Below are 21,518 nucleotides of genomic sequence, written 5' to 3'. Positions count from 1 at the left end.
AACTAAAAGTCTCTTAACAAACTTTGGGGGTTTAAGTCCCCAGCAAGACAGGCAGCCCGTTTTGTGTCGGGGTCTAAATCCCCGTCACAAAACGTAATTGCGAATTGCGAATTGCGAATTGCGAATTGCGAATTGTTTTAATTGATTTAGCGCTGATGTTCAACAAAGTTTTGATTGCTAATCGGGGTGAAATTGCTTGCCGGATTATTCGCACCCTCGATCGCCTCGGTATTGCCTCGGTGCAGTCTACTCCCAAGCCGATGCCCACGCTGCCCATGTTGCAGCAGCTGGGGAAGCCGTCTGTGTTGGAGATGCGACGGCGGCGCAAAGTTATCTTCGGACTGAGGCGATTTTAACGGCAGCACAGGCGACTGGTGCTGAGGCAATTCATCCCGGCTATGGGTTTTTGAGTGAGAATGTGGACTTTGCCGAAGCTTGTGCAAAAGCAGGAATTGTGTTTATTGGGCCTACACCCGATCAACTGCGGCGATTTGGACTCAAACATGAAGCAAGAGCGATCGCCCAAGCTGTTGGAGTGCCACTTGTCCCCGGTAGTTTGTTGTTAGAGAATTTGCAGCAAGTCAAACAGGCAGCAGCAGAAATTGGCTATCCTGTGATGATCAAAAGTACGGCGGGAGGTGGCGGTATTGGTATGCAATTGTGCCGCAGTGAAGATACTTTGGCAGACTTGTTTGCAAATGTCCAACGGTTAAGCCGCAATAACTTTAGTCAGAGTGGAGTATTTTTAGAAAAATACATCGAACGGGCACGACACATTGAAGTGCAAATTTTTGGTGATGGTGAAGGGAACGTAGTTGCCCTCGGTGAACGCGATTGTTCCACGCAACGGCGCAATCAAAAAGTGATTGAAGAAGCCCCTGCACCAAATATTAATGATGCTCTCCGGCAGCGCTTGTATGAGTCTGCTGTTAAACTCGGTGAGGAAATTCGCTATCAGTCGGCTGGTACGGTTGAGTTTATCTACGATGTGGATAGCCAACAGTTCTACTTCTTAGAGGTGAATACCCGCTTACAGGTGGAGCATGGTGTAACAGAAGCTATTACAGGTGTAGATTTAGTAGAATGGATGGTGCGTCAAGCGGCAGGTGAGTCGCTGGAGTTGGCATCATACCAGTATCAACCGCAAGGACATTCGATTCAAGTGCGGGTTTATGCCGAAGATGCCAATAAAAATTTTCAGCCGAGTTCGGGTGAGTTAACTCAAGTGCAGTTTGCTTCTGGTATTCGCTGTGATACTTGGATTGCTACTGGCACAAAAGTGTCACCGTTTTACGATCCATTGTTGGCGAAGGTAATTGTACATGGACACTCAAGAGAGGATGCGATCGCTATTCTTCAAACTGCCCTTGCTCAATCTCGCATCGATGGCATTGAAACCAATCTGGAATACTTGCGCCAAATTATTGCTGATTCGACGTTTGCTGAGGGCAATATTACCACAAAATTTACTAATAGCTTTACTTATCGCCCGAATACAATTGATGTGCTAGTTCCAGGCACGATGACCACTATTCAAGATTATCCGGGACGGATGGGCTATTGGAATATCGGCGTACCACCCTCTGGCCCAATGGATTCTTTAGCGTTTCGGTTGGGCAACCGGATTTTAGGTAATTCAGAATCGGCAGCCGGGTTGGAATGTACCCTATTTGGCCCCGCTTTGCGCTTCAATTGCGATACTGTGATTTGCCTCACAGGAGCGCCGATGAAAGCTACTTTAGATAAACAACCGATTCCCTATTGGACGGCAGTTTCGGTAAAAGCTGGGAGTACGCTACGGTTGGGCAACATTCAGGGTAATGGTTTCCGCACCTATATTTGTGTGCAAGGCGGGTTTGATGTACCCGATTATTTAGGCAGTAAAGCAACTTTTACCTTGGGTGCGTTTGGCGGACATGGCGGCAGAGCCTTACAGGTGGGTGATGTCCTGAAATTGTATCCCTTTGCGTCCCAAGAACCGCAACCCATTTCTCCCGAATTGATTCCCAGCTACTCAAATCATTGGGAAATTGGCGTTTTGTATGGCCCTCATGGTGCGCCGGATTTCTTCACCGATGAAGACATCGAGACTTTTTTCAGTACTCATTGGGAAGTACATTACAACTCGGCGCGAACCGGAATTAGGTTGATTGGGCCAAAACCAACCTGGGCGCGGAAAGATGGCGGTGAAGCGGGGCTACATCCTTCTAATATTCATGACAATGCTTATGCTATTGGTACAATCGATTTCACCGGAGATATGCCGATTATTCTAGGTTTGGATGGGCCGAGTTTGGGAGGCTTTGTCTGTCCTGCTGCGATCGCCGAAGCACAACTCTGGAAAATTGGGCAACTAAAACCTGGCAATACGATTCAATTCCATCGCCTCACCTTTGACCAAGCATTGTACCAAGAATCGCAGTTAGATCGGCAAATCCAAACGCTGCAAGTAGGAGAATCGATGGCTCTAATGGCTGACGGCTCCGAAAATCGCGCGATTGTGGCAGAAATTCCCGCAGATGATCAGCAAACTGCCGTTATTTACCGTCAAGCAAGTGATAAATATTTGCTGGTTGAATACGGTGATTTGGTACTGGATTTGAAGTTGCGTTTCCGGGTGCATGAGTTAATGGTTTATTTGCAAACCAACCCCATTGATGGGATTTTAGAATTAACGCCGGGAATGCGATCGCTACAAATTCACTACGATAGCCGCGTCATTTCCCAATCAAATTTAGTTGCTGCATTACAAAATATCGAATCTCATCTACCAGATATTTCTAACTTAGAAGTGCCGACTCGTATTGTACATTTACCGTTGTCTTGGGATGATGAATCAACTCAACTCGCCATTCAAAAATATATGCAGTCGGTGCGAAAAGATGCACCTTGGTGTCCTAGCAATATTGAATTTATTCGCCGGATTAATGGGCTGGGCAGCATTGCAGAAGTCAAAGAAATTGTTTTTAATGCCAGTTATTTGGTAATGGGTTTAGGTGATGTTTATCTTGGTGCGCCAGTAGCAGTACCCCTCGATCCCCGTCATCGCCTTGTCACTACAAAATATAATCCTGCCCGTACCTGGACTCCTGAGAATGCAGTCGGGATCGGTGGTGCATATCTCTGCGTTTATGGGATGGAGGGGCCGGGTGGCTATCAATTTGTCGGACGCACCGTACAGATGTGGAATCGTTACAAACAAACCACAGATTTTAAAGATGGCAAACCTTGGCTGTTGCGATTCTTCGATCAAATTCGCTTTTATCCAGTTTCTCACGAGGAACTAATGCGCCATCGAGAGGATTTTATTGAAGGCAAGTTCAAACTCAAAATTGAAGAAACCACGTTTAAATTCCGTGAGTATCAAGACTTTTTACAGGAAATTGCCCAAGAAGCGACGACATTCCAAACCCGCCAGCGAATTGCCTTTCGAGAAGAACGCGATCGCTGGACAGCCACAGCCGAAAATGAAAGCAGTGTTGTTGTAACCGATCTTCCGCCAGTAAGTGCAACCATTATTCCCGATGATTGCTACGCCTTGAGCGCTCCAACCACAGCAAACGTCTGGCAGGTATTAATCAAAGTGGGCGATCGCATTACGGAAGACACAAGTGTAATTATTTTGGAAGCAATGAAACAAGAAATGACTCTGTTACCGGATGATCCCGGAACTGTAGTAGAAGTCCTTTGCGAACCAGGGCAACTCGTCACCGCCGGGCAGGTATTAGCGATCATCCGAGGAAAAACTTTGTAGAGACGGCGATTTATCGCGTCTTTTGCCTTAACCGAACCCTATTTCTTGACTCCTACCAAATTATAGATTTGGTAGCAATACGGTTCAGTTAAGGCTAAAACTCTGGTTCCAAAGTCAATTTTTTAACGAACCGCCAAGGCGCAGAGAACGCAGAGAGAAGAAAGAGATGCTTAACTGAACTGTATTGGATTTGGTAGGAGTTTTAAACCCACTTATTCATGTACCAGTGTACAGAATATCCAACTGAATTCTGATTTCTGACTGCTGAATTCTATTTTAAAAAAATGTTTTATAAAGCTAGTACTTATTACTTAAAATATTATCCACCTGGGGATAGAATACAGATTTAAATATTATCTATCTAAAAGTATAAAAACAGAAATTGTAACGAAAGTTTGTGTTTCTCTACCCAGAGTTGTGAGTGCGATCGCTCAAAAGAAAGATGGAATCTCCCTAGTCTCTGTGTCAAGGTTATATCAAGTAATAATTCTGAACACTTTGCCGAGGAGAACACGGATGGTAACTACTTTAGATGATACGAAACGTAATGCTATCGCCGTAAAATTGGCAAGCATTAAAGCACTTCAACAGTTAGTAATTGAAAATGAACAATCGCTTTTGAGAGAAGGACTTGATAGCGAAATTGCTGACCGGATTCGGAATTTCCTTAAAGATGACGAAAAAAACCTTGGTATTTTGGAAACCGCAATTGGTCAGTATGGCATTCAAGCTGAACCCAAGAAAACTGTTACAGAATTCATTGCAAAAGCTCGTGAATTGTTCAAAGGTTCTGAGTTGAGCCTGTATGAAAAAGTATCTCAGCATGAATTGCTGAAACACCAACTCGTAATGGGTGGCTTGATAGTTCACAAGGCTGCTCAAAAAATTGGTGCTGATGTTTTGTTAGCGATCGGGCCTTTGAATACCATTAACTTTGAGAACCGCGCTCACCAAGAACAACTCAAAGGTATTTTGGAAATTCTAGGTGTTCGTGAATTCACAGGACAAGATGCAGATCAAGGGATTTGGGCGCGTGTTCAAGACGCTATGGCCGCAGTCAGTGGTGTAGTAGGTAGCGCTGTCACCCAAACCAGCGACAAAAGCGATCTGAATATCCAAGATGTTATCCGCCTAGATCACAACAAGGTAAATACCTTGTTCACCGAACTACTGCAAAGCGACAATCCACAGAAGATCCAAGAGTACTTCGGTCAAATTTACAAGGATTTAACTGCTCACGCCGAAGCTGAAGAGGAAGTAGTTTATCCAAGAGTACGCCCTTTCTACGGTCAAGATAATACCCAAGAGTTATTTGACGAACAAGCTGAAATGAAGCGTGTTTTAGAGCAAATTAAGGCTATTAGCCCTTCTTCATCTGAATTCAAAAATCAAGTTACACAGCTTATGAATGCTGTTGGCGACCATATTCGTCAAGAAGAAAGCACAATGTTTGCTGCTATTCGTAACAACTTGAGCACCGAGCAAAGTGAGCAACTGGCTACCGAGTTCAAAGCCGCTAAGACCAGAATTCAAGAAAAACTGGGTGTTGTTACCGAATCGAAAGCGTAGAATGCTTTCGGGCTTTCAATATCCGCTAGCTAAAAAAGGTTAGTTAAACAAAAACTCCCAGCGTTTATCTGCTGGGAGTTTTTGTTTACGAATTTTGCTGACAGTATTTATAAGCGGTATACGCCATAGTTACAACGCCGGTGAGAATTGCAGATTCATCAACTTCAAATTGGGGATGGTGTAATGGGTGATTAATAATTCTTTCTTTATAACCGACACCCAAACGAAACATAGAACCGGGGACGTGTTCCAAATACATAGAAAAATCTTCAGCACCAAGAGAGGGTTCGGGTAAGACTTGAACGCGATCGCTACTCCAAGCTTCTTCTGCGGCTGATTGCAACAATTGTGTCAACGCGTAATCATTTTGGACACTGGGTACACCCTGCCGATAATTGACTTGATATTTTGCCCCGTAAGTATGGCAAACACTAGCTACAATATTTTCAATCCAGTTTGGCAGATGGGCACGGGTTTCGGGATGGAGCGATCGCACGGTTCCCAATAACTGCACTTTATCAGCAATTATATTCGGCGCTCTGCCACCATTAATCTTCCCGATGCTCAATACTACAGGGCGCAACGGATTCTGTGTCCGGCTGATGGCTTGTTGCAGTGCAGTAATGGCTTGGCAAGCAATCCAAATTGCATCAATCGCCTCATGAGGACGCGCCCCATGCCCAGATTCTCCCATAATCAGAATTTCTAAGTCATCAGCAGCAGCTGTTAATGCCCCGTAACGCACACCAATAGATCCTGCGGGTATAGAAGGGAAAACATGAACCCCTAATAAAGCCGAGACATTTTCCATTGCCCCATCTTTCACCATCCAGCTTGCCCCTTGAGCAATTTCCTCGGCTGGCTGAAATAAAAATCGCACTTTTCCACCCAACTCCTCAGCCACTTGGGACAGCACCATTGCCGTTCCTAACCCCACAGTGGTGTGGACATCGTGACCGCAGGCGTGCATAATACCATCTGCGCGAGAGGCATATTCCAAATTTGTGCCCTCTTGAATTGGCAAAGCATCCATATCGGTGCGAATTGCCAATAAACGGTCATTTTGGCTAGTGCCTTGGAGTTCTCCAATAACGCCTGTTTTACCAACTCCTTCTTGTACGTGCAGACCACTGGAAGATAAAACACCAGCTACAAAGGCTGCTGTTTGGTACTCCTGACCGCTCAGTTCTGGGTGAGAGTGGATATGACGGCGAATTTCAATTAAACGAGGCGCTAATTTTGTTGCTAAGTCTTTAATACGAGTAAGCATCGATTTAATTAATCTATAGGCTTTTTTCCCATGATAAAGAACTGTTAACAAACAAAATGCTTTTGCTATACAAGGATAGTTAACAACAAGCAAAGGGAGGCAGGGGCAGCAAGGGGAGAAGAATTAATAACTAGTCCTCAATGCCCAATGCCCAATGCCCTATGCCCCATGCCCCATGCCCCATGCCCAATGCCCAATGCCCAATGCCCCATGCCCCATGCCCCAGTTTATTTTGAATAGCAGGTTGTGCCTAAAGTATTTTCGGGTTTGTACTCGTTACATTCTCTGGCATTTTGACGCTCTAACGACCAGCCATAAGGTTTATCGGAGGTGACGACACCATTAGCTAGAGTTGTTAGTCGGAAGTTAGCCCCCCGAAAATTAGTAAACTGCAATTTGGCATCTTTCAAGTTTGCTGCTTCCAAATTGGCGCTGATGAAACCGGCATAAGATAAATCGGCATTTTCCAGAGATGCAGCTTTTAGATTTGCTCCTGTTAAAGAAGCACCACTGAGATTTACTGTATTCAGAATCGCACCTTCTAAATTTGCACCAGTGAGATCGGCATTCGTAAGATTAGCTTGAGACAATGTAGCGCCGCTCAAGTCAGCCCCTCGTAAATTTGCTCCACTGAGATTCAGTTTAGTTAGGTCAGCACCACTTAAATTACACCGGGGACAGGCACTTGTTGACTTCAACTGATCCAAGTCTATCTGACTTAATGCAACAGCCTGCTCTGCAAACCCGAAACAAGCTAACAGGGCGACAGTAGCAACAATCTTAAGTTTCATATTTTTTACTGAATATTTGCAAAAATGACTAGTCACGCATATAGCGTATTGTCATAGTTACATATACGGCTGCTCTAAGGAAGAACAGGGATGAAGCATTCATTAAGAAGGTGTAAAAATACTATAAATTCTAATGGTAAGACTACTCAAACTGAAATATAAGCTATAGAATCAAATCGTAAGGAACTATACCGAACCAATTATAGACTACCAAATATGTGATCCCCCTAGCGCGATAAAAAATGCGACTAGGGGGATCTTGTTTTTGGGCACTTGATTAAAACCATAAACTCTATAGGTTGAGTTGAACCTTCGCGTAGCGTCCCGTAGGGAAGTAAAACCCAACAAATCAGTGAAAATGTTGCATTTCGTTCCTCAAAGTGCGATCGCCTACTCTGCATCAGATTCAATAGGCGCTTGACGACTGTGGCGAATATGAATAATAGCTACAACATCCTTCTCAACCACAAACAATACTCGATATTGTCTACGTTTACCGACGAAGAGTTGACGAATTTCTCGCCCAATCGCTTGTGCTTCGGGCGCTATTGGGCATCGTTTGGGAAACAGGTGCAGGGAGGCAATCTCATCTTGCAGGTCGTAATACTATTGATTAGCAGTTTCAGCATCTAGGTTGTCACACATCTAACGGTAAGTGTTTTCTATATCTTGAAACGCAGTTGGCTGAAGTAAAACCTGATAAGTCATGGGCGAGGGGGAATCTGGAGTCGATGACGCAGTTCTTCTAAGGCTTGAGTAGCGGGAAGTCCTTCACCGCGATCAAACTCGGCTAATCCCTGCCGAAGACTGATGATGGTTTCCAAAGTATCCAGTTCAAGTTCAGCAGATTGAATCGGATGCGCTTTGAGAAATTGCAAAAATTGCAGCACTGGTAGCAAGAGTTCATCGGACGTGTTTGCTAGTTCCTGGAATAAGAGTTCGCGTGTCGTCATGATGCGATCGCCCTTTCTAGAAGTTATTCTCAGTATACCAATCGCACTTTTCCTCGATCAACGCGATCGCAGAGTGACTCTGAAAGAGTATCGTTCATGATGCCAGCACTTCATCTAAAATCACGATAAATAAGTCTGTCGCTGTTCGTAGTTGTCGGTCATTGGTGAGAAACTGGGTACAGCCTAATGTTGTAGCCGTTGCAATATGAATGGCATCGGGTGTTCTCAATGAAGGCGTAATAGCGCGTAGCCTTGCTGCTTCCTTCAAGATGGTCTGACTAATGGGAACTAATTGTATTTGGGGCGATCGCAGTAATCGCTCATAGGCATTAATCAGAAACATATCCGAATTTCTCATAGGCACGACTAGGGTTTCCATCAAAGTCAGTTCACTGCTAAAAACCTCAAGGTTTCCTGCCTGAAGGCTATTCCAGAGAGGATTCAGCAATACCCCATAAGTTTGGGTTCTGTTCAATGGCGTAAATAATTGTTACCGTATCAATGTATATACGGGCAGCGTTGGGAAAAGTTAGTTGTCCCATGCCTCTTTTTCTAGCTGTATATCTCGATTGATTTCCTCTACACTTCTCCCAACAGGGCGTTCTCTATGAATTTCTTCCAGCAATTTCAAAATGGATTGGCTTTCTAGATCAGGTTTCTGTTCTGGTAGCAAGACAATCACCTCAACGGTTTGTCCTACTGAGGTTAAGGCATGATCATTAGGCAAATTAATTTCAATTTTGTTGCCTGGTAAAACTTGAGTTTCAATTCGTAACGCCGATTGCATCAGGTCTTCTCCTGTTTGAAATTGCTCTATATTTATTAATGATGGTGCATATTTTGTTGTGATGCGATCGCAGAGTGACTCTGAAAGAGTCTCGCATTTGGTGAAATAGAATAAGAGCGATCGCCCTTTCTAAAAGTTGTTCTCAGTATACCAATCGCCCCTGAAGTTTCCCCAAAATGCGATCGCCTGTAAAGTTTTAAATGCAGGATATTTTGCAAAATATTAAAATCTATCTATAGTAACTATTCTATAGATTAGTGTTTTATCCTTTTCTAAATTCCACATCTTTTAAATACTTATGAAATCAGAGTTTTAAAAAAGTCGCACACGGCGTTAATCTTATTTACCCCATTCCAACTCACAATCATCAAACCTTCTTTTTTTCTCTTCATACTCCTCCACCGTTTTATAAACTTCTTCCCAATTCAAATTCCTACTTCTTATCAACTGGTAACACATTCTCCCTCTCTCGTGAATTGCGCCTGTCGTCGCTTCTTCTTTAAAGTCCTCTATTTCTTTTGCCGCTTGTTTTTTAACATCCTCTATTTCTTTTGCCGCTGATTTTTGAAGGTACTCTATTTCTTTTTGCTTTTCGGTGATCTGCAATTGAATCAATAGACCCAAAGCTAAAATCAAAATCGAACCCCCTGCCAATAAGTAAACATAAACAGTCTGTTGTCTTACACGTTCTCGCTGTCTTTGTTCCCTATCTCGAAGTTTTTGTTCCTGATCTCGCAGTACTACACTTGTTTGGATATAAAATAGCTCCCCTTCGCTCAAATCTTCTCGACGTTGTTTCAACTTCTCTTCCGCCTCCGCCAACGCTGCACCTCGCAACAATGCCCCTTCTTCATCCCATTTCGTTGCGTCTTCGTTCTCCTGTACCATCTGTTGCCATTGATACATTCCTACTCTTAATCGCTCTTGCCAAGCCCTAAAAACGCGGTTTGTATTCATCCATTCTCGCAGTTCTCCCCAATTGCGAATCAGAGCTTCATGGACTACCTCCACTGTTTCTTGACTGGTAGCATTGCGACTTGTCACCACCAACCGAGCATCAGCTAATTTTTTTACCAAAGCCCAGCTTTGCTCCCCCAATTCTGCTTTCATGGCAACTCGTCGGGTATCTTCTACTCCCTCACCCGGACGCACTAATTGAATAAAAATCCGCCGCACTTTTTCCTTCTCATCATCTGTCAAGTTGCCATATTTCTCATCAGCATGGCGAGCTAACGCACCTTCTACTTGACCAATTTCTTCATAGATTTTGTGAGTTAATTGTTTACCTGTTCGCTTGTTCCACAACTCAGTCAAAGCAAACTCTAGCAAAGGTAAATTTCCAGGTTGGTTTTCCACATCATCCAGAATGCGTTCTACCAGTCCGTCTGCAAATGTCACCCCGAATTTTTGGGCAGGTTTTTCAATGACTTGTGTTAGTTCCTCCCGATTCATTGGCCCCAGTTTCACATCACCATTTTGTAAGACATCAGCAAAGGGACGATAGGAGAGAGCATTTCCCAAAAAATCTGCCCGCATCGTTGTCACCAACACCGTAGCCGATGAAGTCAGGAAAGTAGGAGTTACTAAACTGGCTAATAAGCAGTCGAGAAACTTAAGGCGAATTTCTTGATTGTTACAGAGTGTGTAAATTTCTTCAAATTGGTCAGCAATCAGTAGTACCCGATCGTTAGGGTGATTTTGCTGAATTTTAGCAAAAACATCTAAGAGAATAACAGAACCATCTTGCAAGTAACCAGCCATCTTTCGGGCTTGGGCAATTTGGTCTGTTTGATCTAAATTGGGTGTATAAAGCGGAACAAGAGCTAAAGCTAGAGCATGGAAAGGATCTGAACCAGGACGAAAGTGAGTAAACTGCCAATGACCTGCTTTTTGCAACTTAGGGACTAATCCCGCTAACACCACGGAAGATTTACCGCTTCCTGATGCACCTAGCACGGGAATAAAATTCTTGATTTTAGTTGCACTATAAAGTTCTTCGATAAATATTTCCCGCCCAAAAAAAACATCTGCATCATTGGGGCCAAAATGAAACAACCCCCGATAAGGACAAAGCAGATATTCATCAACAGCGTCTGTAGGATCAGACGGGACTAATCTTGCTTCTTCTCGATAGTAGTAGTTGATTATCTGTACAGGAGCGAAAGTCAAATCACCCCCAACACTATTATCGTTTAAGAGATTTTCTTGTTCTTGAGATGAGTGATTTGGGACTGACTCGCTCATGATCTTGGTATCCTTAACCTTGCTTTTGCACAGTCGGTGCAAAGTTCACATTTCCACCAACGGTATTTCCACTCATGGTGTTGGTTTGAGTTTGATTGATTATTTCCTGTCCCCCAGGTTGTTCTTTCACTTTTTCGAGTAAATCCTGAGCCACTTTAATAATTTCCTGGTCTTGATCAGCACCAGCTTTGGTAATTTTATCTTTTAACCCACATTCCGCACCCTAACTGTCACAAAGGGGTTTTTACTGAATATTTTCTCGACAATGAGAGTAAAAAAATACTTCCCTGGCTCGTATACTCATATTATTTACTTATCCTAAATAATATTTTATTCTCAATAAGAAGCAATAAGTATTGACGTTTAATTAATAGATAAAAATTTATGAATGTTAAACTAATATCTATGTCTAGTTTATGATATACAAATTAAAAGTGATTACAATTTGTGACTATGAATTTTAATTAATAGTCTCTATGACAAATAGATTGTAGATACAGCCTGATTAACATTTATAATAATAACGACAATTCTCTGGCAAAAAACTCAGAATATATTCTGTTTCCAAATTCAAATTAGATATTGATATTTCATTATCAAATTTTACTAAATGTATAGATTGAAAGCGTTGAAATATCCATCGCATAGTCGGATTATTTATAGATTTACCAAGCTGATTTTTAATAGTAGATTCAGATGCCGATAAAGCTTTTCTTATTTGTCTTTGAGCTAAAGTATAAACTAATAGGCATAATCCCATTATCATAGCCATAGCTTCAATTCTTTCTGGAGATTTCAGAAAAATACTATCTGCAAAAAATAAGGGGTCTTTGAGAAATCCAAATCCCCGCTCACAGCTTTGCTGTGCCTTGTATTCGGAAAGCATATCATCATTACTAAGAGATTTTTCATCTAAAATTTTACTCCTTCTCCAATTAGATGTTCACAAGGTTTATCTTTAAAAAACTCTGGGAACATATATAATGGACTGCTTACAAAACCCAGTCCATTTAATATCATTGCTTTAACTACATGTCCCGGACTAATTTTTTCTTGTGCATCTTCACCGACTAATTCATTAATAATATCTACTAAGCCTATGGCATCTATAATCCCTGCAATTATACCCAAATGATCTATGTTCTGAATTTCAATCTCTTGGTGGTTAAACATGGTTATGAAATGAAAGTTACAACAACTGTCATCTTCTCATTTGATGAACATAAAAATTTATTTGTAATGTCAACCGCGTGAGTTTACACTGTAACTTTCACATACACACCTGGAGGCTTTGGCTTAAGTTAATCACACATTAATAGAATAAATTCTTATTAAGGTTTAAAATACAACTTCACCTTATAGTTCATAAGTACTGTTCACCGACAATTAGTTAAGTACTAATGAACTTGTGACAGTTAGGGTGCGGAATGTGGGTTTTAACAAACCTTCCGCTTGCTTGATTTCTTCTGGTTTGGCATCTACCATCGCTTGTCCCAGAACATCGCCCTCAAACTTCTTCTTAATCAAGGCTTTCAAACCCTGATAGGCATCTTTAACTGCTGTTCCTGCGGTATCTTTAGTAGCTGCGATCGCACCAGCACCTAAAGCAGCAATAATCATAGAAATAGGTTCCATAGTTAATCCCCAATTATTTGTATTTAACAGCTAAAATAGCAGGATTTACGCAACTGGCACGTATATCTTCATGTTATCGAAGTCAAGGGTCAAGATTTCGATTTTTTGACTCTTGATAACCTCTACAAAAAAATATGGCACTTAGGCAAGTCCTAAATATAGGAATCCCTCTTTCATCGCCATCCTAAAAAGCGCAATCCAGGGACAATTAGGTAGTAACTTATTCCTAACCAGAAGCTGATAAAGAAGCCTATAGAACCAAAAAAAATCAGAGGTAACTGTAACTCTGACCAAGCTGGTTGACTAGTAAATTGGAAGATGGGAGGTGCTAATCTCAAAATAATCAAAAATGCATAAGCGATCGCACTGCCAAAGGCCGAGAACACAGCGTACACTATATGATGGCTGCGAAGTCCTAAGCTCAAGGTGAGTAGGCAAACTGCTACTAAAATCACTGCCACTAAACCCTCACCACTGTCTTTTGGTGTGATTAATTGCAAAATCAACCAGCCGAAGCCATAGCTAATCATACCCATCAGGGATGCCACTAAAAACCGCCGCCGTTGACCAAAACATCCGGATGCTGTCAGTCCCCAAGCGGTTCCCCACCCGGCTGCAACGAATACCAAAATATCTGCCCCGAAGATGGGTTGAGTATTTGGCACTAATTGGTTTAGTTGACTTCCAAAAAATTCCACAACCTGACGCCCTAAGCTGGTACGATAGGCCAAAATAAAACCAGCGATCGCCCCAAAACAAGCGCCGATACTACTCAGGATTATCGCCCAAATTATCGCCAAACAAGCTCGGAAAATTTTAATGATTGTCTGAGCAATAAAAATAATGGTTTTAGTTACACTTTGGCTAAAGTTAGCCAAAATTTGTTCAATAGCTTGTTTTAGCAGTGTAAATCTCTGGTAAGCTTGGGTTGAAGCTTGCTTAATCTTGTTTCGCTGTTGGGATAACAACCCTGGTGGCGGTAATGGTTGAGAAATCTTCGCCAAACGTTTTTGAATTATAGCTGCATTTGCAGGACGCGATCGCACATCTTCCTGCACCATCTCATCCAGCAAATCTGCTAGCTGCGGGTTAACATTTACCGTAGTTCGCCAGCGCAATTTCCCCGTTTGCTGATCTTCCAACTCTAGCGGGTATTTGCCTGTTAGTAGTTCAATTATCGTTCGACCAAGGGCATAAAAATCGGCACTTGGCCCGACAATACTTCCAGTCACTTGTTCTGGTGGACTGTAGCCAGAAGAAAATAATCGCGTGGAACTAGACTGAGAACGCAGTTTAGAGGCACTAAATTGTTTTGCCCCACCAAAATCAATTAATACCAGGCGATCGCCCTCTATTTGCCCTTGAGGAGGGGTTACAGATGGCGCAGAAGTGCCTAGCATTAAATTAGAAGGTTTGATATCCCGGTGCAGAATCTGACGTTTATGTAATTCCTGTAAAATCTGTATAGCTTGGGTAAACCAGTTTAAAACCAAATCCTCTGGACACCCTTGAGGAAACTTTTTTAATATCTCCTCTAAAGTTTGCCCATTGATTTTTTCCATTATCAGACAAGGCAGTTGGTGTGGTTTAGGATTAAACAGTTGTACGTGAAAATATCCATCGGCATCGACTTGGGGGACACCTGGATGCTGCAAGCTAGATAAAACCGCCGCTTCTTGGGTAAATAATTCCAGCGCCTTTGGTGAATCTTCTACCAACACTTTCAGCACTTTCTCGGTTTGAGTTTTTTCATCCCAAACCGTGTATATTTGAGCAAATCCTCCTGATCCCAAGGGCTGAAATGGAACATAGCGGTCTAACAGCTCTAGCGGTGCGCCACAGCTGTTACAAAATTTGTTTCCCCAAGGTTGAGGATAAGGACGTTGACAATCAGGATTTATGCAGTGAACCGTCCTCTGAGTGATGTGGAACACAACCGCTACAATACAAAGGCTGACTTGATTTTAGCGTTTCTTTAGGTTTCCTGATTTTTAAAATAAGCAAAAGGAAAACCCTCATAAAATCTATGAGGGCATTCATTGATATTTACAGCAGATTTTCAGAAAGGCGATAATACACAAGCTAAGTCTCAAAGCAAGGTAGAAAGCCTGTTTTACTTCTGTTAGCGCAGCCGGGTGTAGCCCATTCTGACCGCAGGCGGAGCGTCTTTGGCTCCGCTCCTGAATTCTGATTCTTGAATTCTGCTGTATGTCAGTTCTTAGTTACGGAAACTTCTCTTACTCTGCCTGTGCTTGGCAACTTCTTTGCGCTTGCGTTTTTCTAGAGGTGTTTCAAAATGACGATGTTTTCTCATGTCTGGAAAAATTCCAGCCTTGGAAACTTCTCGCTTAAATCGTCGTAAGGCTGATTCAATGTGTTCATTGTCGCCTACAATTACTTGGGTCATTATATCTCCTACTAAGTTGACTTCATCAAAGGCGGTGCAGGCATTCAGGAGTGCTGTTAGTGGTAGCGGGGCGTTTAGCCCGTGCTATTTAACTCCATAGACAAGTCTAGGGAATTAAAATAAGGACGGGCACTCAGAACTACTTTGGTAACATTACAAAAAAAAGACAGACTCCTTGTCTGACCTTAAGACTCTAGGTAAATTTTTTTTGTTTCCAAGAGTTAGTAGCGGTTGCGTCCACCGCCGCCGCCGCCGTATCCTCCTCCTCTGTTACCACCACCAAAGGAACCTCTATCACCTCTGTCTTCTTTGGGTTTAGCCTTATTTACTTTCAGGTCACGACCCATCCACTCAGCGCCGTCGAGAGCTTCAATAGCAGCGGTTTCTTCAGCTTCAGTTCCCATTTCCACAAAGGCAAAACCTCGCGGACGACCTGTTTCGCGGTCAGTAGGTACTTGAACTCGTTTTACAGTACCATATTCGGCAAAAATACCACTTAAATCTTCTTGTGTAACGTCATAAGAGAGGTTACCTACATAAATTGACATCGATTATCTCCAAAATCATCACTGTGTAGAGATTTTAATTTCTCTGATAAGTCTGTAAATACTAAAAGGAAAAAGCCTTTCAATACTAAAACCAAAGACATCACTGAATTAATTCTCCTAAATCTAGGATGACATACGAGCCAACTCTCTGCATCCAGTAGATAGTTAATCAGTGACGCGATCGCACTTAAGCGATCGCTCGCCCCTACCTACCCTAAGTACAGCCCACCATAAAAAAGGGTTGGAAGTGGCAGAAGATAAATTCTGTTGGGTGATATAGGAAATCAGGCATAGAGGAGCGTATCTTTGAATATCCGAATTGAACGTTTGACTGCATTAACCGTGAAGCATTACTCCAAAATTTTAATATGAAAGGCAAAGTCAAGCAACAAATAACAATTCAAAATTCAAAATTTTTCGTGTAGCGTCCCTGAAAGAGAAGCCCCTGACATATTACAATACGCTTGGGTTAAGCAAAGCGCAACCCAACAAAGCCCCGAAAATGTTGGGTTTCGTTCCTCAACCCAAGCGTATTGCGCCATATTAGACTTCTTGCAGAAGTGGGTAAAAGGGTAAGGGGGAAGGGGAAAAGGAATGGAATTTGCCCTTTTCCCTGCCTTTTGCAAAAGGTCTATTGCACCCCTTGTGCCTTCTCCACTTAAATTCTGGCTATGTCAAGTTGTGTATCAGCACTTTTCCAAGCTGTTTCTAATTCGGCTTTGACAACTTGAGCAGCGTCATCTTTGCCCAATGCCTGCAAACTTGCCTGCAAGCCAAATAGAGAATGTCCATTATGGGGATACTTTTTCAGGTCAGCACGAAAGACTTTTTCAGCCTCTCTATAGTCACCCTTAGCCAAAAGCACAGCGCCCAAAGATACTCGCGTTGGCAAGTACCAGTCTGGTGGTTCTACGTAATCGAGGGCATCTTCTAGTACAACCGCTTTTTCTAGTAATGGAATGGCAGCTTTATAATCATGCTTTTCTCTAGCAATTTTGGCATCTAGAACTTTTGAGGCAATGTCTAAAATGCGACTGGCGGGACTGAACCCAATGGTTGATTCGGTAGAAATCACCTGTTTGGCGGCTAGTAATGCCCGACTTTCACCTGCTGCATCTTCAAGTTTGCCTGTGGCTGCCATCGCCATACCGCGAGCAAAATGCCAAAGTGCTGTGGTAGTTGGCAATTTAGCATTAGGGACAGGAGTTTTTAAAATGCCATCCCAGTCGCTAAAGCGTATCTGAATCAGCATTTTGCTGCCTAAGAATCCCTCAAGCATTGGTGCATACGGATCAATGGCAGTGGCATTTGCGACTAATTTCTCTGCATATTGGAGAGCATCTTTATATTTTCCTGCCATGCTGCTGGCCACCATGAGAAAATGTATGTTGTGGTTGTAGTACATCATGGCGTAAGTGCCCTGAACTTGATATTTTTTGATGTAAATATCATCTTGAGCGATCGCCTGCTCATTTGCCCGCATTGCCCCTTGATAATCTCCCACACGAAAATAAATATGACTTGGCATGTGTACCAAATGTCCTGCTGCTGGCGCTAATGCTCCGAGTCGGTTGGCACTGATAAGGGCCCGTTCTGGAGAAGGCGAAGCTTCCACGGCATGAATATAGTAATGATTAGCTCCCGTATGATTTGGGTTTCGTTTGAGAACTGATTCTAAAATAGCCACAATTTCTTCTGTATCTGGCTGTGGCTTGCCATCTTTAGTCCAGTGCTGCCAAGGATGCAGATCCATCAAGCTTTCGGCATAAAGCGTCGCCGCATCCAAATCATCAGGATAGCGCTTAACTAAATTTGCCATTGCTTTTGCGTAGTCTGTCGCTAGTTGATACAAGTCGGCATCAGCATCTTGGGAGTAACGCTTTGCTAAGGCGGTAATGTAGTCTCGTTCATCAGCAGATGCTTGGGTAGAAAGTGCCAAAGCTTGCTGTACTGCTTGGTAAGCAGCTAATTCTCGGTTGGGGTCGATTGCTAAGTTAATATTAGGGCCTAGAGCTAGAGCGATACCCCAATATGCGATCGCCAAATGCGGATCAAGTTTAGCAGCGTGTTGAAAAGAACGCACCGCCTCATCATGATTGAAGGCGTAGATTAAATTTAAGCCCTGATCGAAAAACTCTTGCGCTTGGGGATTAGAAGTGGAAACTGGATGGTGGATTGTGCCAACTCCAGATATTAAAGTATAGGGCTGTTTTGGTTGAGCGTAGACATGAAGCGGCTTGTTGTTAGCGATCGCTGCACTAGGAGCGACTAAAGAGAGTATAAGCACCCATATTATAAATAAGTACTTCATTATTCTTTTTCTTCAAACTGTTTTTTTATTAATATTTAAATATCACAGTTTTTCTAAGGAAGCAATTGGGTTATTATCCAACTTCATATTTTTTAAAATCATGAATTATATTTTAGATATATCTCTTTTTCCAGTTCTAGCTTTTCTTGATCTATTCGGATTATCATGTCATCTTCCTCTCCATCTTCATCTGGTATGAGTTGATATAAACCAAACTCACAACACTCTGCAATTACAGATATCATACTGATAAGATTTTTATATATTCTTACTGAATCCTCAAGGCAACCAACATCCCAAAGATAAACTGGAGATGGATCGAGATCGCCAACTACATAAAGCCTTCTTTTAGTCTCATATTCAGCAATAGGAAACCATTTTTGATTCCAATAAGCATCATCATAGTTAGTAGCTTTTCCTATACTTTTGTAAATATAAACTGAATCTTGCAAGGAACAAAAAGAACAAATGACATTGGCTCTTAATTGCTCAGGAAACAAAAAATAGAGTGGTAGATAGCCATTGTTATAGCCAAGATCGGCAGTTCCATTGCGCCATTGATAAAGTTCGTATACTTCTTCGGATAACCTGAATGGTAAATCCTTTGTAATTTCGTCAATCTGCTGGCGAGTTAAACCGGGATTGTAACAATCAAAGAAATCATGATTGGTAGATTTTAACCAATTCAAAATATATTGAAGTTCATCCGTAAGTTCAGACATTTAACTAACCTCATTTAGTGATTAAAGACGAAAGAATTTTGAAGCATCTCATCTCATTTACCCGGAATTGAATACACGGACTCACTAATATTGCACTATCCACCACCAAGCTGAAAGCCCCCACACCCTGTTGAAATATTTACTATAGGACTCCGATTTGATTTCTGAAAACATACTGAGACTGAAAAGCCTAATTCCCTACTCCCTACTCCCCACTCCCCGCCTACGCAGATAATTTCAAAAATCAAATACGATTCCTATATATCCAGTTGCGATAAGCCAAGTTGCGGTTTATCAGCATCACTATCTACCTGAAGTTATAAATTATCTTGTCTTAAGACTGAATAATATAATAATACCTTTCTCTCTTTTGGATATTAGTTAAATTCTCAAGATGAATTTAACCTTTAAATAATTATGTACAACGGATACAAATATTCTTCATAAAAACATCGTCAGATAGAAGAATTAAAACTTGTCTAAAAGTAATCTATAAACATTGCAGCGCTTTTCAAGCAAGCAACAAAAAACTAATCAACATTGACATACTTAGGAACAAAGAATATGAGTATCGAAGATAGAGCAAAAGCTTTTGCTAAAAATGTCGAAGGTAAAGTCCAAGAGGCGGTTGGTGAAGTAACCGGCGATCCTAAAGATAAGGCTGAAGGTAAAGCTAAACAAGCTGAATCACAAGTCCGTCACACTGCTGAGAATATCAAAGATGAAGTTAAAAAGAATTTAGAATAGACTGAACTTTATTTAAGAAGAAGGTGTAAGTAAAATAATTATTTACTGAACCTTCTTCCTTTTTCAAATCTATGATAGCAATCCTAAATCATTTGTGAAAATTATATCTCTTTCTTCTTTCTTGCCTTTGCGCTCTTAGCGTACTTTGCGGTTCGTTTTCAAATTTTATATTTTTCACGAATCAAATAGGACTGCTATGGTAAGTTCACATAAATGTGCATTAGGATTAACTTCAAAAAAGAAGATTAAACATACACAGATAGCGCTAAATTTACTTTAACAAGGCAGAATTTTAGCCCAGATTGGGTTTTCCGATGAATTCCTACTTTTAGTTTTCACCTGCTACAGGTAGACGGATAGTGAATGTACTACCCTTGCCTGGTTCAGATGTTATATCAATTGTGCCTTCATGTGCTTCAATAATGCAGCGAGATAGATATAGTCCCAAACCACTACCAGAACGCTGGTGTTTACCTTGGCGAAATCGCTCGAATAATATTGCCTGGTCTGGTTTAGAAATTCCTGGCCCTGTATCTTGAATATCAATATTCACAGCTACCTGAGTGAGATAACAGTGAATATCTACAGAACCTTTGTCTGTAAACTTGATGGCGTTACCAATGAGATTTGTTAAAACTCGCCGCAGTTCTAGGCGATCGCCCATGACGGTGCTTGGCGTTTCACCTCGATCAATATTTACAGTTAATCCTTTTTCTTCAGCTAAAGGAGTTAATTCTTGCGAAACTTCACCAACTAATTCCTGAATATTGCAGGGAGAAATTTTTAAGGTTTTACAGCCCGCTTCATGACGATAAACTTCTAGCAAGGTATTTACCATTTCCAGCAGGTCTTGATTACTGCCAATCATGGTATCAATTATTTCTTGCAATTGTGGCGAAACATCGCAAAACCTGCCTTCCAGCAATAATTTTAATACGCGGTTGGAGGCTACTAGTGGTATGCGTAAATCGTGAGTAAAACGGGAGACAAAATCTGCCCGCAGGTTAGCCATTTGATCTCGTTCGTCGATACTATGCTTGAGGCGCAAGAGCGATCGCACTCGTGCATGTAATTCATCAGGGTCGAATGGTTTACGAATAAAGTCATCTGCACCAGCATCGAGTCCTTCCACAACACTAGACTCATAGTGAGCCGTGAGCAGCAGAATGGGGATAAATGGCAACGCCGGATTCTGCCGGATGCGTCGAGTAAATTCATACCCATCTATCTCCGGCATCATCACATCTAAGAGAATTAAGTCTGGCGGTGACTCTTCAACCATAGCCAGAGCAATTTTGCTATCTTCCACTAAGCGAATTTCATAGTCCTCATCTTCTAGGACTGCTTCTAACACCAGTAGATTGTCAAAAATATCATCGACAACAAGAATTTTATCTTTTTTGACAGTTTTAGTTAAAGACATGGCTAAATAAAAAAAGAAGTGCTTGGCTATCCCTAGCAAATCTAGTAATAGCTTACTTCACCAACGTTGAGATTATTAAGGATTCACATTTTACTTTAAAGTTTTCTGAATTCAACATATTTTTAAGTAAAAACACTTGCATTTTATTTATTAAATGTATTAATTAACCGTATTTACATCCCCGCCGACAAGCGGACGGGGTTTTACGCACGATCAATAAAAATATTTTATGGTTGAATATTGTTATATCAAAACTCTTGCCTTAGAAAAGCTTACGAGATAAGGTTATTTATGTCTAAAGGTAGATGAAGTTCAGCTAATAATACCAAACGTATTGTTTTGTGTATAAGATCCCGA

Annotated in this window: 18 protein-coding genes and 3 pseudogenes; 3 read left to right on the top strand and 18 right to left on the bottom strand. The window is 41.8% G+C overall.

Translation table 11 applies throughout. The features are described from left to right. Nucleotides 1-155: 155 nt before the first annotated feature. Both uca and ANSO36C_RS00500 read left to right on the top strand, forming a co-directional pair. A pseudogene (gene uca / locus ANSO36C_RS00505) lies at nt 156-3,754 on the top strand (urea carboxylase). A 516-nt stretch (nt 3,755-4,270) separates the two neighbouring features. After that, nucleotides 4,271-5,323, top strand: coding sequence for a hemerythrin domain-containing protein (locus tag ANSO36C_RS00500; protein ID WP_251957909.1), 1,053 nt, complete (start codon nt 4,271-4,273; stop codon nt 5,321-5,323). Between the two features lie 85 nt (nt 5,324-5,408). On the opposite strand, the gene ANSO36C_RS00495 is transcribed toward ANSO36C_RS00500, so the two are convergent. From ANSO36C_RS00495 to ANSO36C_RS00415, 17 genes and pseudogenes are all read right to left on the bottom strand, one after another. Continuing rightward, a complete protein-coding gene (locus ANSO36C_RS00495) occupies nt 5,409-6,593 on the bottom strand; it encodes a M20 family metallopeptidase (protein WP_251957908.1) in 1,185 nt (394 codons plus the stop codon). 227 nt (nt 6,594-6,820) lie between these two features. After that, nucleotides 6,821-7,384, bottom strand: coding sequence for a pentapeptide repeat-containing protein (locus ANSO36C_RS00490; protein ID WP_251957907.1), 564 nt, complete (start codon nt 7,382-7,384; stop codon nt 6,821-6,823). 390 nt (nt 7,385-7,774) lie between these two features. Next, nucleotides 7,775-7,933: a hypothetical protein gene (locus ANSO36C_RS00485; RefSeq protein WP_251960214.1), complete on the bottom strand. Its 159-nt coding sequence runs from the start codon at nt 7,931-7,933 to the stop codon at nt 7,775-7,777. 155 nt (nt 7,934-8,088) lie between these two features. Next, on the bottom strand, nt 8,089-8,337 hold the full coding sequence (locus ANSO36C_RS00480; protein WP_193947779.1) for a prevent-host-death family protein: 249 nt from the start codon (nt 8,335-8,337) through the stop codon (nt 8,089-8,091). 94 nt (nt 8,338-8,431) lie between these two features. Then, nucleotides 8,432-8,812, bottom strand: a complete 381-nt coding sequence (locus ANSO36C_RS00475) for a type II toxin-antitoxin system VapC family toxin (RefSeq protein ID WP_251957906.1) — start codon at nt 8,810-8,812, stop codon at nt 8,432-8,434. A gap of 54 nt (nt 8,813-8,866) precedes the next feature. Beyond that, the gene (locus tag ANSO36C_RS00470; RefSeq protein WP_251957905.1) at nt 8,867-9,124 is read right to left on the bottom strand and encodes a hypothetical protein; all 258 of its coding nucleotides are present in this window, start codon (nt 9,122-9,124) and stop codon (nt 8,867-8,869) included. Nucleotides 9,125-9,159: 35 nt separating this feature from the next. After that, entirely contained in the window at nt 9,160-9,342 is a 183-nt protein-coding gene (locus ANSO36C_RS00465) for a hypothetical protein (RefSeq protein WP_251957904.1), read from the bottom strand. Between the two features lie 121 nt (nt 9,343-9,463). Further along, nucleotides 9,464-11,368 (bottom strand): nSTAND1 domain-containing NTPase, encoded by a 1,905-nt coding sequence (locus tag ANSO36C_RS00460; protein ID WP_251957903.1) that lies wholly within the window; start codon nt 11,366-11,368, stop codon nt 9,464-9,466. Nucleotides 11,369-11,381: 13 nt separating this feature from the next. After that, nucleotides 11,382-11,522 (bottom strand): hypothetical protein, encoded by a 141-nt coding sequence (locus ANSO36C_RS00455; RefSeq protein ID WP_251957902.1) that lies wholly within the window; start codon nt 11,520-11,522, stop codon nt 11,382-11,384. A 351-nt stretch (nt 11,523-11,873) separates the two neighbouring features. After that, nucleotides 11,874-12,293 (bottom strand): annotated as a pseudogene (locus ANSO36C_RS00450) (IS1634 family transposase); the annotation flags it as partial. Further along, nucleotides 12,287-12,541, bottom strand: a pseudogene (locus ANSO36C_RS00445) (DUF4277 domain-containing protein); the annotation flags it as partial. The pseudogenes ANSO36C_RS00445 and ANSO36C_RS00450, both read right to left, overlap by 7 nt. A 213-nt stretch (nt 12,542-12,754) precedes the next feature. Then, entirely contained in the window at nt 12,755-13,003 is a 249-nt protein-coding gene (locus ANSO36C_RS00440) for a hypothetical protein (RefSeq protein WP_251957900.1), read from the bottom strand. A gap of 173 nt (nt 13,004-13,176) precedes the next feature. Further along, the gene (locus ANSO36C_RS00435; protein WP_251957899.1) at nt 13,177-14,937 is read right to left on the bottom strand and encodes a serine/threonine protein kinase; all 1,761 of its coding nucleotides are present in this window, start codon (nt 14,935-14,937) and stop codon (nt 13,177-13,179) included. A 284-nt stretch (nt 14,938-15,221) separates the two neighbouring features. After that, entirely contained in the window at nt 15,222-15,410 is a 189-nt protein-coding gene (rpsU, locus tag ANSO36C_RS00430) for a 30S ribosomal protein S21 (protein WP_012407716.1), read from the bottom strand. 221 nt (nt 15,411-15,631) lie between these two features. Beyond that, nucleotides 15,632-15,958, bottom strand: a complete 327-nt coding sequence (locus ANSO36C_RS00425) for an RNA recognition motif domain-containing protein (protein ID WP_190943399.1) — start codon at nt 15,956-15,958, stop codon at nt 15,632-15,634. 658 nt (nt 15,959-16,616) lie between these two features. After that, a complete protein-coding gene (locus tag ANSO36C_RS00420) occupies nt 16,617-18,245 on the bottom strand; it encodes a tetratricopeptide repeat protein (RefSeq protein WP_251957898.1) in 1,629 nt (542 codons plus the stop codon). Between the two features lie 122 nt (nt 18,246-18,367). Next, complete coding sequence (locus ANSO36C_RS00415) at nt 18,368-18,991, bottom strand: SMI1/KNR4 family protein (protein WP_251957897.1); 624 nt, start codon at nt 18,989-18,991, stop codon at nt 18,368-18,370. Between the two features lie 564 nt (nt 18,992-19,555). Between ANSO36C_RS00415 and ANSO36C_RS00410 the strand changes: the two genes are divergently transcribed. Next, nucleotides 19,556-19,738 (top strand): CsbD family protein, encoded by a 183-nt coding sequence (locus ANSO36C_RS00410; RefSeq protein ID WP_251957896.1) that lies wholly within the window; start codon nt 19,556-19,558, stop codon nt 19,736-19,738. A gap of 328 nt (nt 19,739-20,066) precedes the next feature. Here the strand turns inward: ANSO36C_RS00410 and ANSO36C_RS00405 are convergent, their stop codons facing one another. Then, nucleotides 20,067-21,161 (bottom strand): sensor histidine kinase, encoded by a 1,095-nt coding sequence (locus ANSO36C_RS00405; RefSeq protein ID WP_251957895.1) that lies wholly within the window; start codon nt 21,159-21,161, stop codon nt 20,067-20,069. Nucleotides 21,162-21,518: the final 357 nt, after the last annotated feature.

The organism is Nostoc cf. commune SO-36, from assembly GCF_023734775.1.
Taxonomy (GTDB): Bacteria; Cyanobacteriota; Cyanobacteriia; order Cyanobacteriales; family Nostocaceae; genus Nostoc; species Nostoc commune_A.
This window is presented reverse-complemented; position numbering and strand designations above follow the sequence as displayed.